Origin of the sequence: Acinetobacter sp. FDAARGOS_558 (assembly GCF_003937785.1) — a bacterium.
GTDB lineage: Bacteria > Pseudomonadota > Gammaproteobacteria > Pseudomonadales > Moraxellaceae > Acinetobacter > Acinetobacter baumannii.
The window spans coordinates 1447103-1464430 of the sequence record NZ_RKJH01000001.1 but is presented as its reverse complement, the minus strand read 5'-3'; the positions used below and the strand labels follow the sequence as shown (position 1 = coordinate 1464430).

The 17328-nt window shown below is 37.5% G+C and carries 6 protein-coding genes; 5 read left to right on the top strand and 1 reads right to left on the bottom strand.

All coding sequences use genetic code 11. From position 1 onward, the window contains the following. The first annotated feature begins 41 nt into the window (after positions 1–41). Together glpK and glpD are read left to right on the top strand one after the other, a co-directional pair. Positions 42–1550, top strand: coding sequence for a glycerol kinase GlpK (gene glpK / locus EGT34_RS06995; RefSeq protein ID WP_000063780.1), 1509 nt, complete (start codon positions 42–44; stop codon positions 1548–1550). A gap of 154 nt (positions 1551–1704) precedes the next feature. Beyond that, positions 1705–3222, top strand: a complete 1518-nt coding sequence (gene glpD, locus EGT34_RS06990; protein ID WP_000868051.1) for a glycerol-3-phosphate dehydrogenase — start codon at positions 1705–1707, stop codon at positions 3220–3222. A 41-nt stretch (positions 3223–3263) separates the two neighbouring features. Here glpD and EGT34_RS06985 read toward each other — a convergent pair whose 3' ends face one another. Continuing rightward, positions 3264–5096, bottom strand: a complete 1833-nt coding sequence (locus EGT34_RS06985; RefSeq protein ID WP_000214355.1) for a phosphoenolpyruvate carboxykinase (GTP) — start codon at positions 5094–5096, stop codon at positions 3264–3266. A 391-nt stretch (positions 5097–5487) separates the two neighbouring features. On the opposite strand from EGT34_RS06985, the gene EGT34_RS06980 reads away from it, so the two are divergent. From EGT34_RS06980 to blp1, 3 genes are all read left to right on the top strand, one after another. Next, positions 5488–6426 carry a diacylglycerol/lipid kinase family protein gene (locus tag EGT34_RS06980; RefSeq protein ID WP_001247644.1) on the top strand — a complete coding sequence of 313 codons (939 nt, stop codon included), beginning with the start codon at positions 5488–5490 and terminating at the stop codon, positions 6424–6426. Next, positions 6407–7165, top strand: a complete 759-nt coding sequence (locus EGT34_RS06975) for a metallophosphoesterase family protein (protein WP_000924309.1) — start codon at positions 6407–6409, stop codon at positions 7163–7165. The genes EGT34_RS06980 and EGT34_RS06975 overlap by 20 nt, the downstream gene beginning before the upstream one ends. Before the next feature lie 303 nt (positions 7166–7468). Next, complete coding sequence (gene blp1, locus EGT34_RS06970; RefSeq protein ID WP_031979539.1) at positions 7469–17299, top strand: biofilm-associated Ig-like repeat protein Blp1; 9831 nt, start codon at positions 7469–7471, stop codon at positions 17297–17299. Positions 17300–17328 lie beyond the last annotated feature (29 nt).

Sequence of the window (17328 nt, the reverse complement as noted above, 5' to 3'; positions counted from 1 at the left end):
TTATGGGCTAGATGTGTGTGGAAAATGAAAGGGACATTCAGATGTCAAATTGCCCGAAAAAATATATTGTCGCTTTTGATCAGGGAACAACAAGCTCAAGAGCAATTGTTTTAGATCATGATGCGAACGTTGTCAGTATTGCTCAAAGAGAATTTACCCAGATTTACCCTCAGCCAGGTTGGGTTGAGCATGATCCTATGGAAATTTGGGCAACTCAAAGTGCTGTATGGGTCGAAGCATTGGCTCAAGCTGGCATCAAGAGTGAACAAGTTGCGGCAATTGGAATTACAAACCAGCGGGAAACCACCATTGTCTGGGACAAAAAAACAGGAAGACCTATTTACAATGCGATTGTTTGGCAAAGCCGACAAACAACCGAAATATGCAATCAATTGTATAAAGCAGGTTGGCAAGAATATATCCGTAAGACCACCGGTTTAGTCATTGATCCATATTTCTCGGCCACAAAAATTAAATGGATTTTGGATCATGTTGAAGGCAGCCGTGAGCGTGCTGAGCGGGGAGAGTTATTATTCGGTACGGTGGACACTTGGCTCATTTGGAAACTAACTAATGGGGCCGTCCATGTCACTGATTTTACCAATGCATCTCGAACCATGCTGTTTGATATCGAAAAGCTTGAGTGGGATGAAAAGCTTTTACAAGCTTTAGACATTCCTAGAGCAATGTTGCCGGAGGTTCGTAGTTCATCTGAGGTTTATGGATATACACATACCATTAGTGGACAAGAAGTAGGGATCCCAATTGCCGGAATCGCGGGTGATCAGCAGGCTGCGCTTTTTGGTCAAATGTGTGTTGAGTCGGGACAGGCTAAAAATACCTACGGTACCGGCTGTTTTCTACTCATGAATACGGGTAAAAAGATTGTCCGTTCAGAGCATGGATTACTCACAACTATTGCCTGTGGTGCGAGTGGTGAGGTGAACTATGCTTTAGAGGGTGCCGTATTTAACGGTGGTTCTTGCGTACAGTGGTTACGTGATGAATTAAAGGTTATTAAGAATGCTAAGGATTCCGAGCTTTATGCAACACGTGTAAAGGATAATAATGGTGTATATGTAGTACCTGCTTTTACCGGATTAGGAGCACCATATTGGGACCCGACAGCACGCGGCGCAATTTTTGGTCTGACACGTGGGGCTAGTATTGAACATATTATCCGCGCAACTCTAGAGTCTATAGCCTTTCAAACTCGAGATGTTTTAGATGCCATGCAACAAGATGCAGAAGAAGAGCTTCGTACACTCCGTGTTGATGGAGGAGTAACGGAAAATAATTTCTTGATGCAATTTCAGGCCGATATTTTAACGACACCGGTAGAGCGTCCAATAATGAAAGAAACTACAGCATTGGGTGCAGCTTTCCTGGCAGGGTTGGCCACTGGTTTTTGGCAAGATCTTCATGAGTTAAGAAATAAATCTGCCATAGAAAAGGTATTTGAACCGAAAATGCCTTCTGAACAAGCTGAACTCATTTATAAAGGTTGGCTAAAAGCAGTTAAGCGTAGCCAAAATTGGGCAGAGGATTGAGCTTTTTCTTAACTAGTTGAATTCAATAGTAGGGTAGTCAATGGATAGTTAAATGCTAGAGGATGCAAAATTGATTATTCTACTTTTTTGATTGTTGTTTCATCAATTTGATGTTTTAATTTTTATAAGATCAACAATAAAAAGAACATGAGAAATGAAAGTACAACCTAATGATTATTCAAAAATATATGATATTGCTGTAATTGGTGGCGGTATTAATGGTGTTGGTATTGCCAATGATGCAGCAGGGCGCGGATTATCGGTATTTTTATGTGAAAAAGATGATTTAGCCAGCCATACCTCATCTGCTAGCAGCAAATTAATTCATGGCGGCCTACGTTATTTAGAACATAAAGAATTCAGGCTGGTCAGAGAAGCATTAGCAGAGCGTGAAGTATTGCTAGCTAAAGCACCACATATTATTAAACCCATGCGCTTTATTATGCCTCATCGACCACATTTACGCCCTGCATGGTTGATTCGTGCTGGGCTGTTTTTTTATGATCATTTGGGAAAACGAGAAAAATTATTAGGATCAAATCTCATTTATTTCAAAGAAGATAGCCCTTTAAAACCAGCGATAACACGTGGTTTTGAATATTCTGACTGTACTGTAGATGATGCGCGTCTTGTGGTGTTAAATGCACTACAAGCTAAAGAGAAAGGGGCAAAAGTCGTTACACGTACGCGTTGTGTTAAGGCTTATAGACAACAGGAGTTGTGGCATCTGGAGTTACAAAGCGGAGCTGAGTTTTATCAGATACGTGCACGAGCTTTAGTGAATGCGGCGGGACCTTGGGTTGAAGAAATTATTAGTGAAAACCTGAACTTAAGTTCACCTTATCAAATTAGGCTTATACAAGGAAGTCATATTGTTGTGCCAAAATTATATGACTGCCATAAGGCCTTTATTATGCAAAATGAAGATCGACGGATCGTTTTTGCAATTCCTTATTTAGAAAAATATACCCTCATTGGTACAACAGATCAGGAATACACAGGTGATCCACAAAAAGTAGAGATTACTGATGTGGAAATTGATTACCTTTTGACAGTGACAAATTCACATTTTAAAAAGCAGTTGACGCGAGCTGATATTGTAAGTCAGTACTCGGGTGTGCGTGCTTTATGTGATGATGAGTCGGATAATCCATCTGCAATTACACGCGACTATACTTTGGCTCTACAGGCAGAAGATAAAACTACACCATTGCTCTCAGTGTTTGGGGGCAAGATTACAACTTACCGAAAGTTAGCCGAGGCTGCTTTAGAGCATCTGGCTCCGTTTTTTAATGACATGGCAGAGGAGTGGACTGCAGATGAGCCATTACCTGGCGCCGAAAACTGGACCACACTAGATGATTTAATCAACCAGATTAAAACACGTGTAAGTGGAATTTCTGAATCACTTGCCAACCGTTGGGCTCATGCATATGGCACAAGAGTGTGGAATATGCTTAAAGAGCGAAATGCTATAGAACAATTGGGTCAACATTTTGGCCATGATTTGTTTGAGTGTGAAGTCAGATATTTGTGTGAATATGAATGGGCTCACACAGCAGAAGATATACTTTGGCGCAGATCTAAATTAGGTTTAGCATTTGATGAAAAACAGGTAAAAGTTTTAGAAGCTTATTTATCAGAACGTCGATTAAAAGACGATGCCGCATAATAAAAAAGGTCGCACATGGCGACCTTTTTTATATAGAGCAATTAGAAGCCAGTTTTTACAGCTTCAAGTAAAGCTGCTTGACGTTCTTTTAATGCTTTAGGTAAGCGTTCGCCAAGTTTATTGAATAACTCAGTGTGGCTTTCAATTTCAGTAACCCACTGGTCTTTATCTTGATTTGTGATGAGGTCAAATTGTTCTTTAGTGAACTCAGTACCTTCCCAATTCAAGTCTTCATATGTTGGAACAAAACCGATAGGTGTTTCAACAGCGTTCGCACGACCTTCACAACGATCAATGATCCACTCAAGAACACGCATGTTTTGACCGAAACCAGGCCATACGAAGTTGCCTTCAGCATCACGACGGAACCAGTTTACGTTGAAGATTTTTGGTAATTTATTGCCAGAAGCTTCAGCTTTTTCACTTACTTTCGCACCAAGGTTTAACCAGTGGTCAAAGTAGTCAGCCATGTTATAGCCAGCAAATGGAAGCATCGCGAATGGGTCACGGCGAACAATACCTTGTTGACCAACAGCAGCAGCAGTAGTTTCAGAACCCATAGTTGCCGCTTTATATACACCGTCAACCCAGTCGAAAGCTTCAGAAACTAAAGGTACTGTATCTGCACGACGACCACCGAAGATGAATGCAGAAATTGGAACACCTGCTGGGTTTTCCCAATCAGCATCGATAGATGGACATTGACCTGCTGCAACAGTGAAACGAGCATTTGGATGTGCTGCTTTTTCGCCGTTTACGTGAGGTTGACCTTTCCAGTTAGTTAAGTTTGCTGGAACTTCTTTAGAAAGACCTTCCCACCATACTTGACCATCGTCAGTTACTGCTACGTTTGTATAGATAACGTCTTTGTGAAGAGTTGCCATACAATTCGGGTTAGTTTTGGTATTTGTACCAGGTGCTACACCGAAGAAACCAGCTTCAGGGTTAATCGCATATAAACGACCATCTTCACCTGGTTTAATCCAAGCAATATCGTCACCTACAGTTTCGATCTTCCAACCTTCATAACCTGCTGGCGGAATTAACATTGCAAAGTTTGTTTTACCACAAGCAGACGGGAATGCAGCAGCGATGTAGTGTTTTTCACCTTGAGGGTTAGTTACACCAAGAATAAGCATGTGTTCAGCTAACCAACCTTGTTCGCGTCCCATGACAGAAGCGATACGAAGAGCTAAACATTTTTTACCAAGTAACGCGTTACCGCCGTAACCAGAACCGAAAGACCAGATTTCGCGAGTTTCTGGGTAATGAACGATATATTTCTCTGGGTTACAAGGCCAAGCAACATCTTTTTGACCTTCAGCAAGTGGAGCACCTACTGTATGTACGCAAGGAACAAACTCGCCATCTGTACCTAATACGTCATAAACTGCTTTACCCATACGTGCCATTTTGCGCATGCTAACAGCTACATAAGGAGAGTCAGTTAACTCGATACCAATGTGAGCAATATGGCTACCTAAAGGACCCATAGAGAAAGGAACAACGTACATGGTACGGCCTTTCATTGAACCTTCAAATAAACCATTTAATTTTTCACGCATAACAGCTGGATCTTCCCAGTTGTTTGTCGCACCAGCATCTTCTTTATTTTGAGAGCAGATGTAAGTACGATCTTCAACACGCGCAACGTCAGATGGGTCAGAATTTGCAAGATAAGAACCAGGATGTTTTTCTTGGTTTAATTTCTGCATGGTGCCGTTAGCGATCATCAAGTCGATTAGACGTTGATACTCTTCTTCGCTTCCGTCACACCATTCGATTTTTGCTGGTTTGGTTAAGTTTGCAATTTCTTCAACCCATGCTATAAGCTTAGGATGACGAACGAATTCTGGTGCGTTCACTGTGGTCATGGTGAGGCCTATTCAAAATATGTACAACGTACAAGTCATTCATTGGGATACAATGAAAGATCAAATAAAAAAGTGGCTGTATTAAAGCATAAAATCATAAAAAAAATAAGACTAAAGACTAACTAGCAGATATTTGGAGTTTTCTTTATTTTTTAATGAAAATCATATGTTTATATGTTTTTGTAAGGTTTTTGCTTTTATATTTTTATGTTATATGTATGTTATTTATCTAAATTATTTTATTTAAAATCAATAAATTATGCTTGAAAAATTTTTTTGAGAATTATTATTGATTATACAAATGAAGCTCATTCAAAATTTACATAAAGAGACTTTTAATAGGCGATTTTATATACAAAATAGAATAAAGAACTGACTTTACGATAATAAAATGCGGCCTTTGAAACCTCTTTCAATCATCTATAACGAAAAATCAGGATTTCATGCTTCAAAACATGAAGACGTCTATGAGCAGCTCATGACTGTATTTACAGAATATGGTTTTGAAATACAAGTATTTGAATTAAATGAAAATACATTATTTGATGATTTGATAAATAATGTTATTCATCGACATTCACAAAATGAAAATACAGGAGTGGTTGTTGCGGCAGGAGGAGATGGCACTTTAAATGCGGTTGCAACTAAACTTAAAAATACTTCTATTCCCATGGGAATTCTGCCTTTAGGGACTTTTAATTATGTTGCTAAAGTTTTAGAGATTCCGTTAGACCTTTTAGAGGCAGCAGAGGTTATTGCAACAGGTAAACCTAGGTCAGTACATGTAGCAGCTATTAATGATCATATTTATCTAAATAATGCCAGTTTAGGTTTATATCCTCTTTTTATCAAAAAACGCGAACTCTACAATAAATATTTAGGAAGACTGCCTTTACATGCCTATACCTCAGCTTTAGATGTTTTATTGAGAGAAAATAAATCAATGAAGCTTTCTATAACTGTAGATGGCAAGAAATACCCAGTTAAAGCGCCGCTTATTTTCTTTGGAAATAACCAATTGCAACTATGTGATATGAAGCTCAGAATTGCAGAATGTGCAGCACAGGGAAGAGTCGCTGGAGTTGTAATTACAAAAAGTGATAAGCTGAGTTTGCTGCATATGCTTTGGCAATGGGTTCAAGGTAAAGTTGAAGATGCACAAGATGTATATAGTTTTTGCGCTGATCATGTCATTGTTGAATGTGCAAAGAAAACCAAACTCACAGTGGCCTTAGATGGAGAAATCATAGAGATGAAACCTCCTTTAAATTTCACTGTAGAAAAAAATGCTTTAAATATTATGGTGCCGAATGTTACTACATCTGTCTGATTTACACTTTGGGACAGAAAAAAAAGAGTGTTTAGAGGCAATAAGAGATTTTTGTATTCAGCAACAGCCTGAAGTGATTGTTGTGAGCGGCGATATTACTCAACGCGCCAAATATGAACAATTTTTTAAATGTCGACAGTATTTAGATAGCCTCAATATTCCTTATCTTGTGGTGCCTGGTAACCACGATATACCTTTGTATCATGTCTGGAACCGTTTTTTTTCTCCATTTACCCGTTATCGATATTTTTTTGGTGAATTAGAGCCGACTTTAGAAACTGAACATTTTTATATTGTAGGCGTAAACAGTATACGTCGTCGTTATCATACGCGTGGGCATATTTCGATTGAACAAATTCAAGCTACTTATGAGCGTTTAGACAGGGGACCTAAAAATAAAATAAAGCTAGTTGTTTTTCATCAACCCTTTTATACGCCGCCTGATAATAAGCATGGAATAAAAGATTGTCCGGTTCTAGGCAAAATCGCTTTAGAAAAGTGGAGTACAACTGGTCTATTTGGAATGTTACATGGGCATCTCCATAAAACAGCTATATATGATTTAACTCAGATTTATTCTTTAAAAATAGATCATCCTATTTTTGATATACATGCAGGTACAGCAACTTCTACTCGCTTATATCATCATAATCCAAATAGCTTTAATACAATTTCAAATGAAGGAAAAATTCAGCATTATTGGTTTAATTACGATTTAAAGATTTTTCAATTAATTTAATTTATAAAAATTCTATAAGACACTTAGCTTATGAGTAGATTGATAAAATTTTATCCATTACAATGCTTAAGCTAAAAATTCTATATATGGGGAATAGGAAAACATTTTAAATGTTTTATCATTTTAAAAAATAATATTAATGCATAAAAAGATTTTGACTATATAAAAAGCCGTGCTTTTTAACTAGCTACAATATGGATTTAGTTTTTTATGTTCTTTAATAACATTTTATTAAAATGAGTCTCTATTTGTCTTAATATTTTAGAAAAACTTAATAATTATTTGAAATTTCATGGTGGAAAAATGGTACAAGTATCATTAATGGCAAATAATGCTTCAAAAAATAATACAGTTGATATTAATGTTGGCCAAACAAAAAATATTGTAATAGATCCGAAGGTAATCGCAAAAATTGATATTAATCCAGAAAGAATTGCTTCAATAACAAGAGATGGTAATAGTGCGGTTATTCATCTAAAAGATGGGACTGAAATTGTTTTAGAGAACTTTTTTATTAGTGAAAATCCACAAATTCTTTTAAATGAAGGGCAGACTTATTGGACTGCTAATTTAGCTGAAGATGCTACAGGACAGACCACTGTTAATTATTTAGAATTAAAAGAGATACCAAAATATATAGATGCTTCATCTTCTGTACCTATCTGGTCTTGGGTTGTTAGTGCTTTAGCTGGTGCAGGGACAGCTGCATTATTATCTCAGCAAGATGCCAAAGATAAAACACCTCCGGAACCAGGTAAATTGTCTTTCCAAAATCTTTTAGATTCAGGGGAGTTAACACAAGATCAGATCACGAATGATAACAAGTTTAATTTAAAACTCAGCGGACAGGAAAAGGGAAGTAGCGTAACGTATTTAATCTCTACCGATGAAGGTAAAACCTGGCAAGAGACGACATTAAATCAAAAAGATTTAGCTGACGGTATTTATCTTTATAAAGCTGTAGTGACAGACGCTGCTGGCAATACCTCGGAAACGGCTGTACAAAAAGTAGTTGTGGATACTACCGCGCCGCAAGCAGGTGAACTGACTTTATCTGACTTGAGTGATACAGGTATTTCAGCAACAGATCAGATCACGCAAGATAAAAACTTCAATTTAAAGCTTGAAGGACAGGAAAGCGGCAGCCGAGTAACATATTTAGTTTCTACCGATGAAGGAAAAACTTGGCAGGAAACCACGATAGCCCAAAAAGATTTAACTGATGGTGTTTACCAATATAAAGCTGTAGTGACAGACGCTGCTGGCAATACCTCGGAAATGGCTGTACAAAAAGTGGTTGTGGATACTACCACACCACAAGCAGGTGAACTGACTCTATCTGACTTGAATGATACAGGCGTTTCAGTAACAGATCAGATCACACAAGATAAAAACTTCAATTTAAAACTGGAAGGACAGGAAACTGGTAGCCAAGTAACATATTTAGTTTCCACTGATGAAGGAAAAACTTGGCAGGAAACCACGGTAGCCCAAAAAGATTTGGCTGACGGTATTTATCAATATAAAGCTCTAGTAATAGACATTGCAGGTAACATATCTGAAACGGCTATACAAAAAGTCGTTGTGGATACTACCGCACCGCAAGCAGGTAAACTCACTTTATCTGACTTGAATGATACAGGCGTTTCAGTAACAGATCAGATCACACAAGATAAAAACTTCAATTTAAAACTGGAAGGACAGGAAACTGGTAGCCAAGTAACATATTTAGTTTCCACTGATGAAGGAAAAACTTGGCAGGAAACCACGGTAGCCCAAAAAGATTTGGCTGACGGTATTTATCAATATAAAGCTCTAGTAATAGACATTGCAGGTAACATATCTGAAACGGCTATACAAAAAGTCGTTGTGGATACTACCGCACCGCAAGCAGGTAAACTCACTTTATCTGACTTGAATGATACAGGTGTTTCAGCCACAGATCAGATTACGCAAGATAATAGTTTTACTTTAAAGCTAGTTCAACCGATTGTGATTGGGGAACAAGCCGCTTTACTAGACCACTATGAAGTTTCAAAAGATGAAGGAAAAACTTGGCAAGAGACAACAGCTGATCAAAAAGATTTAGCTGATGGTATTTACCAATATAAAGCTATAGTGACAGACCTCGCAGGCAATATCTCAGAATCTGCTATACAAAAAGTTGTTGTAGATAATTCCTTAAATGTTGAATCAACCACAGTGATTGTAAAGCCGATTACTGAAGACAATACAATAAGTCTAGTTGAAAAAGATCAAGTTATTTCTATAAGACTTGAAATAGCTAATTTACCCACAGATTTAAATAGCTCACTGACATCAGTAAATACGACATTAGACAATGTTACTTATAACTTTCATTTTGATGAAGTCACGCAAGAATGGGTTACCGAAATTCCAGCAGAGTTTCTTTGGTCAGTAGAGCCGCAAACCAATATATCAATTGATATTAGTCTTACTGATCAAGCTGGCAATACAGCCATTATCACACATACCCAAAATTATAATGTGGATCATACTCCGAATTCACCAACCCTAGATTCACTGACTTTCAACAATATAGATGGAGCTATCATTTCAGGTAGTGCATATAAAGGAAGTAAGGTCGATATCTACAATAAAAATGGTGATTGGCTTGCAAGTACAATAACTAATGAAGAAGGTAAATTTACTTTACAAGATCTTTCAATTAACTCAAATCAAGAAGTTTACGCAGTCGCTACTTATAATGGTTATAGCAGTGAAAATTCATCAATTGGGTTAGTTACTGAAGTTCCAGCTATTAGTATTACACGAATTAGTCCAGAAGGCGTGATTAGTGGTTATGCGACTGAAGGTAGTTATTTTATTGTAAAAGATCAGAATGGAAATATTCTACAAGAATTTAATTCTAATGTATTTGATAGCTCTGGTATTACACCATTTAGTGTAATGGCATTAGGCGAAGTAAGACCATTTATTTTGTCCCTCGATCAGCCTTTAGAGGAAGGGGCTCAAATTATTATCTCTACAGATAAAGATAATATTTCAGGCCATCCACAATATATTACTGCAGACTATACTCCAGCAGTATTTTTAGAAACTCCACAATTTGATATTAGTGGTGAAACTTTATCAGTACATGTTAATGAACCTAACAGCTTTATTCGTGCATTTTCTGGAGAAGGCAATTTAATTGCTACAGGTTTTACCGATGAGCAAGGCTTTGCAAGTTTACAAGTGTTCCAATTTTTAAAAGAAGGCGAAACGGTTACTGTACAAGTAGTAGATAAAAATCAAAATACGAGTGAAACCCTAATCGAGGTTCCAAACTTTGCTTATATTCCACATGTTGAACGTATTACACAAGAAGGCTTAATTTCTGGAGTTGCTGAAGATAATAGTACGGTAATTGTACGTGATGCTGACGGCAATGAATTAGGAAAGGTTACATTAGGTGATGACAATAGTTGGAGTGACTTTAGTCATTTTAGCTTGAATGTAAACCGCCCTTTAATTGATAGAGAGAAAATTTCCGTTCAAATTATTGATAATAAAGGGTTAATGAGTCCTGAGCAAAATATCATCGTAGATCTGACTCCTCCACCTGCTCCAACGGAGTTAAATTTCAATGATGCTGGTGATTTAGTTTATGGTCATGCAGAACCTTTCTCTGAAATTTTAGTTAAAGATGGGCAAGGAAATATTCTTAATAAATGGTTTTGGAATAACTGGACCGATGAGAGTGGAAGTTTCTCAATAGAACTAGGTACATTTTTAACCAATGCTGAGACAGTTTATGTCACGGCTACCGATGTAAATGGAAATGTAAGTTTAGCAGCTCAGATACAGGCGCCTAACTATGCTTTTGCCCCCCATGTAGATAGCTTTACTTCGGATGGCGTGATAAGTGGGCAAGCTGAAAATAATAGTACTCTCACTGTTAAAGATGCCAAAGGTGACGTTGTAGCTGAAATTAAAGTTGGTGAAGATAACGGTTGGAATGGATCAAGTTATTTTAAACTCCAGCTTGATCGTCCTCTTGTCGATGGTGAGCAGTTTTTCTTATCAATTAAGGATGCACGTGGGCAAGTAAGTGCTGATACTGTAATTACCGCTGATACGGTTGCTCCTACACCAGCCAGCAATTTAGTTTTCTCAGAAGATGGTTCATATCTTACGGGTGTAGCAGAACTGAATACTACGATTCAGGTTTTTGATCATAATGGTCAGCTAGTGAATATATGGAATAACACCATTAACTCTGACGGTACATTTACTATTTACTTAGGTAGTAACAATTTACATGGAGAAGTATTCACAGTCACTGTTAAAGACCAAGCCGGAAATGTGAGTGAGGCTATTTCAATAAACGCGCCACTTGACGATATTGCACCGAATCCAATTAAAAATATTTTACTTGATGCAAATGGCCAAAACTTTACAGCACAAGCAGAAGCAAATAGTCAGATCGAAGTTTTTGATTCATTGGGTAATCAGACAGGTTGGGGTTCTACAGATAGTGCAGGTAATGCTTCTGGTTCTTTCAATCAAACTTATTTACACGGTGAGGAACTCACTTTTGTTGTTATAGATCGAGCAGGTAATCGCAGTATCGAATTTAAGCAAAATGCTTTAATTGATACCATTGCACCAAATCCGATTGAAAATATCATCTTCAACGAAAATGGCCAAAGTTTTACAGCTCAGGCAGAAGCCGGAAGTTCTATTGATGTATTAGATCAGACTGGAAATAAGATTGGTTTTGGTTACACCGATAGCTCAGGTAATGTATCTGGTTATTTTCAACAAGTTTACTTACACGGTGAGGAACTTACTTTTGTCGTGATCGATCGAGCAGGTAACCGCAGTGCAGAGGTCAAGCAGAGTGCTTTGAATGATGACGTCGCACCAAATCCGATTGAAAATATTGTATTAGATCTCAATGGCCAGAACTTTACAGCTCAGGCAGAAGCAAATAGCCAAATTGAAATCAAAAATAATAACGGTGACGTCGTAGGTTATGGATCAGCAGATAGTGCAGGTAATGTTTCAGGATATTTGTATCAAGTGCATTTACATGGCGAAGAGCTCACTTTTATTGTAGTTGACCGAGCGGGTAACCGTAGTACAGAGGTTAAGCAGAATGCCTTGATTGATGATATTGCGCCAAATCCGATTGAAAATATTATATTAGATATCAATGGTCAAAACTTTACAGCGCAAGCAGAAGCAAATACTCAAATTGAAGTTAAAAATGCTGTTGGTGAGATTGTAGGTTCAGGTTATGTGGATGGCGCTGGTAACGTGTCAGGTTATTTATATCAAGTCTATTTACATGGAGAAGAGCTCACTTTTGTTGTCGTTGACCGAGCGGGTAACCGCAGTACAGAGGTCAAGCAGAATGCCTTGATTGATAATATCGCACCAAATCCGATTGAGAATATTTTACTTGATGCGAACGGACAGAACTTTACAGCTCAGGCAGAAGCAAACACTCAAATTGAAGTCAAAAATACTGCTGGTGAAGTCATAGGATCTGGTTCAACCGATAGCATGGGTAATGTTTCTGGTTACTTCTATCAGGTCTATTTACATGGTGAAGAACTCACTTTTGTTGTAGTTGATCGAGCGGGTAACCGCAGTACAGAGGTCAAGCAGAATGCCTTGATTGATGACATTGCTCCGAATGCGATTGAAAACATTATCTTTAATGAAAATGGTCAAAACTTTACAGCGCAAGCAGAAGCAAATAGCAAAGTTGAAGTTAAAAATGCTGCGGGTGAGGTTGTAGGGTCTGGTTATGTGGATAGTGCTGGTAATGTGTCAGGTTACTTGAATCAAGTTTATTTAAAAGGTGAGGAGCTCACTTTTGTTGTGATTGATCAAGCTGGTAATCGTAGTATTGAAGTAAAACAAACAGCCTTTCTTGATAATACAGCACCGGAAAATGCGACTAATTTAGTATTTAGTGAAGATGGCTCATATCTAAGTGGTATGGCTGAGCCAAATGCGACGATTCAAATATTTGATCAGTATGGTCAATTATTAAATCAGTGGAATAATAATGTTAATTGGGACGGAACATTTAACATCTATTTAAACAGTAACTACATGCATGGAGAAGTATTTAAAGTAGTTGTAGTTGATCAGGCTGGTAATTTGAGTGGTGAGGTTACTGTAAAAGCACCGCTTGATGATATTGCTCCTGTAGCTGCAAGTGATCTGGTCTTTAATGAAGATGGTTCATTCCTTTCTGGTGTAGCTGAGCCAAATACCTTCATCCAGATTTTTGATCAAAATGGTCAGCAGATGAATACGTGGAGTCAGAGTGTAAATGCTGATGGTACATTTACTATTTTTTTCGGTACTTACAATTTACATGGTGAAGAGTTTACAGTCATTGTTAAAGACCTTGCTGGAAATGTGAGTGAAGCTGTTTCAGTTAAGGCGCCGCTTGATGATATTGCCCCAAATCCGATTAAAAATATTGTATTTGATGCAAATGGCCAAAGCTTTACGGCACAAGCAGAAGCAAATAGTCAGATTGAAATTTTTGACTCATTTGGTAGTCAGATAGGTTGGGGCTCTACCGATAGCACTGGTAATGTGACGGGTTACTTCTATCAAGTGTATTTACATGGAGAAGAATTAACGTTCGTTGTTATAGACCGAGTAGGTAACCGTAGTGATGAAATGAAGTTAAATGCTTTGATGGATACCATTGCACCAAAGCCGATTGAAAACATCATCTTTAATGAAAATGGGCAAAATTTTACAGCACAAGCAGAAGCCAATAGTTTTATTAGTGTCAAAAATGCTGCGGGTGAGTTTGTTGGCTATGGTTATGTCGATAGTACTGGTAATGTGTCCGGTCACTTCAATCAGGTTTACTTAAAAGGTGAGGAACTCACTTTTATTGTTATAGATAAAGCAGGTAATCAAAGTATTGAATATAAGCAAAATGCTTTAACTGATGATATTGCACCAAATCCGATTGAAAACATCGTCTTAAATAAAAATGGACAAAACTTTACTGCGCAAGCGGAAGCCGATAGCCAAATCGAAGTTAAAAATACTGCGGGTGAGGTCGTAGGTTCTGGTTATGTAGATAGTATTGGTAATGTGTCAGGTTCTTTTAATCAAGTCTATTTACATGGAGAAGAGCTTACTTTTGTTGTAGTTGACCGAGCAGGTAACCGCAGTACAGAGGTCAAGCAGAATGCTTTGATTGATGATATCGCACCTAATCAAATTGAGAATATTGTTTTTGATGTAAATGGTCAGTACTTTACGGGGCGTGCTGAAGCAGATACTCGAATTGAAGTACTAGATCAATTTGGCAACCGCGCTGGTTGGGGATATGTTGATAGCCAAGGTAACGTGATAGGTTATTTCAATCAGGTTTATTTACATGGAGAGGAATTAACTTTCATCGTTGTAGATATAGCTGGTAACCGAAGTGTTGAAGTTAAGCAAAATGCTTTAATTGATAATGTTGCACCAGCAGCAGCTACAAATATTACTTTAAGCTCAGATGGATTGCTTTTTGGTGAGGCTGAGCCAAATGCAACGATTGAAATTATTGATCAATATGGTGCAGTTATCACAACAACTTATGTTTGGTACGATGGCACATTTAATCAATGGATTAATCTGAGTCAATACCAGACACAAAATTTAAGTATTGTTGTCAAAGATCAAGCAGGTAACCGCAGTGAAGTTGTACATGAATTAGTACCAGTATTTACCAACTCACCAATTGCTGCAACAGAGCTAAAACTGGATATAGATGGTCATATTCTGACAGGTAAGGCGACAGTAGGAATGTCGGTTGTTGTTACATCTACTGATGGTCAGACCATTAACGGAGGGTGGAATAATGCTGTGAATGAAGATGGTAGTTTTGCTATTCAGTTAAATGATTACTATCTACAGGGACAGACATTACAAGTTCGAGTTTATGATCAGAATACGAATCAATATAGCCTAATCTCTGAAATTATTGCGCCTTTAGACAATATTGCTCCAGTAATTAATGAAGTGGTAATTAACAATGATGGTTATGGTATTACTGGGCAAACTGATTCAAAAGCAATCATTCAGGTAATGGATGCGGATGGAGATTTACGAGCAGAATTTCAAGCGGATGAGACTGGATATTTTAACGCTAGTATTTATCCACCTATATTACGTGGAGAGCAGTTATTCATCACTGCGATAGATTTAGCCAAAAATATAAGTAAGCCATTTAATATTACTTTTAATGCAGATACTAATGCACCGCCATCAGCAGAGCATATTGTGGTATCTGAAAATGGTTTTTTTATTGAGGGAACCGCTGTAGCAATTAGTACTGTGCATATTTTTGATGTGCATAGTAACCATGTTGCCACTAATGTTGCAGATGAAGCTGGAAACTTTAATATTCAGTTGTATCCACCTCTAGCGAGTGGACAAATTTTACGCATTGTTGTGGAATACAATGGGTATCAAAGTGCTTACACCGAAATTACGGCACCTATAGACACTGTCACACCAAATGCAGCAACTCAGCTTGTCTTAGAAGATGGAAATGTACTTTCAGGACAAGCGGAAGCATATTCAATTGTTAATATTTTTGATGCTAATAATAATTTGGTTGGTCAGACTAATGTTGGAAGTGATGGTGCTTTCTTAACACACCTATGGTATGAGTATTGGCATGGCGAAACATTAACGGTAAAAGTAGTTGATGCCAATCAAAATGTGAGTGTGGGGACAACGATTGTTGCTATAAATGATACGGTAGTTCCAGATGTAGTTACGCAGCTTGCTATAGATGAATGGGGTTCGCTCACAGGGAGGGTAGAAAGTTATGCTACTGTTGAGCTTACCTATCATTTTACTGACCAACCGCTTTCTGTAACGAGCACTACAGCATTGGCAAATGGAATGTTCTTTATCTATCTGGATAGAAATGCAACTTCACTTGACCTTACTGTTATTGATCGTGCTGGAAACCGTAGTGAAACCATTAGCCAAATAATTAGTGATTTACCGACTGTTATTATTGATCACTTTAAAGGTGATGCTACAGATAATACTTATAACATTGATACTATAGATGATTTTGTTCAAGAATATATTGTTGAGCCGTATGCAATATATAAAGACGTCTGGATTGATAATAGCTATATGTATTCAGATTGGGTCATTGAAGGCCATTATGAACAGATATGGTTTGTTGATGGATATTATGAATCGCAATGGGCCACAAGTGGTTATTCAACTGTACAAAATATTTATCAAAATCAAAATGGTATAACTTATATTGATAATGGCACGGCAGATAACGATTATAGTCGATATGAACAACAATATTATGATTTCGTGAATGGCCAATGGCAAGAAGGCTATGAATTAACTTATATACGTTCAGAAGAAGGATGGGTTGATACAAGTCATTATGAAGATGTTTATATTGATACAAGTCATTATGAAGAGGTTTGGGTAGATACTAGCCACTATCAAGATATTTGGGTAGAAAATAGTTATTGGGAGAGTCAACTTGTTGAATCTGGCCGTAGAGATGTGGATTTAGGCGGGCATGATAAAATTATCAGTTCTGTTAATTATAGTTTGGTTGGTTTATATCAAACAGTAAATGATCCAACGACTGTAGATTCGTTTTTGGAAAGCGGTCGTTATGTAGAAGACTTGGAGCTGGTTGGTTCTGCTCATCTAAATGCAACAGGCAATGCTTTAGATAATCTTTTAACAGGTAACTCTGGTAATAACGTTTTGAATGGGCGTGAAGGTAACGATACCTATATCACTAATGAAGGTACTGATACCATTGTGTTCCAATTGCTAAATAGCCAAGATGCAACTGGCGGGAATGGACATGACACGGTGTTAGATTTTACTTTAGGTGATATAAGAACTAACCTTCAAGCTGACAAAATCGATTTAAGTGAACTATTAATTGACTATTCTAAAGATGTAAGCGCATTAGCTAAATTTATTACTGTAGAGCAAGATGCTGGGAACACGACTATTAGTCTTGACCGAGATGGCGAAGGTACAATGTTTAATAGGGTGTCACTGTTAACTCTAAATCAAGTAAATACAACATTAGACGAATTACTAAACAATCAGCAAATTATTGTTTAATATGAATATTTAACTTTAGGAAAGAGGCT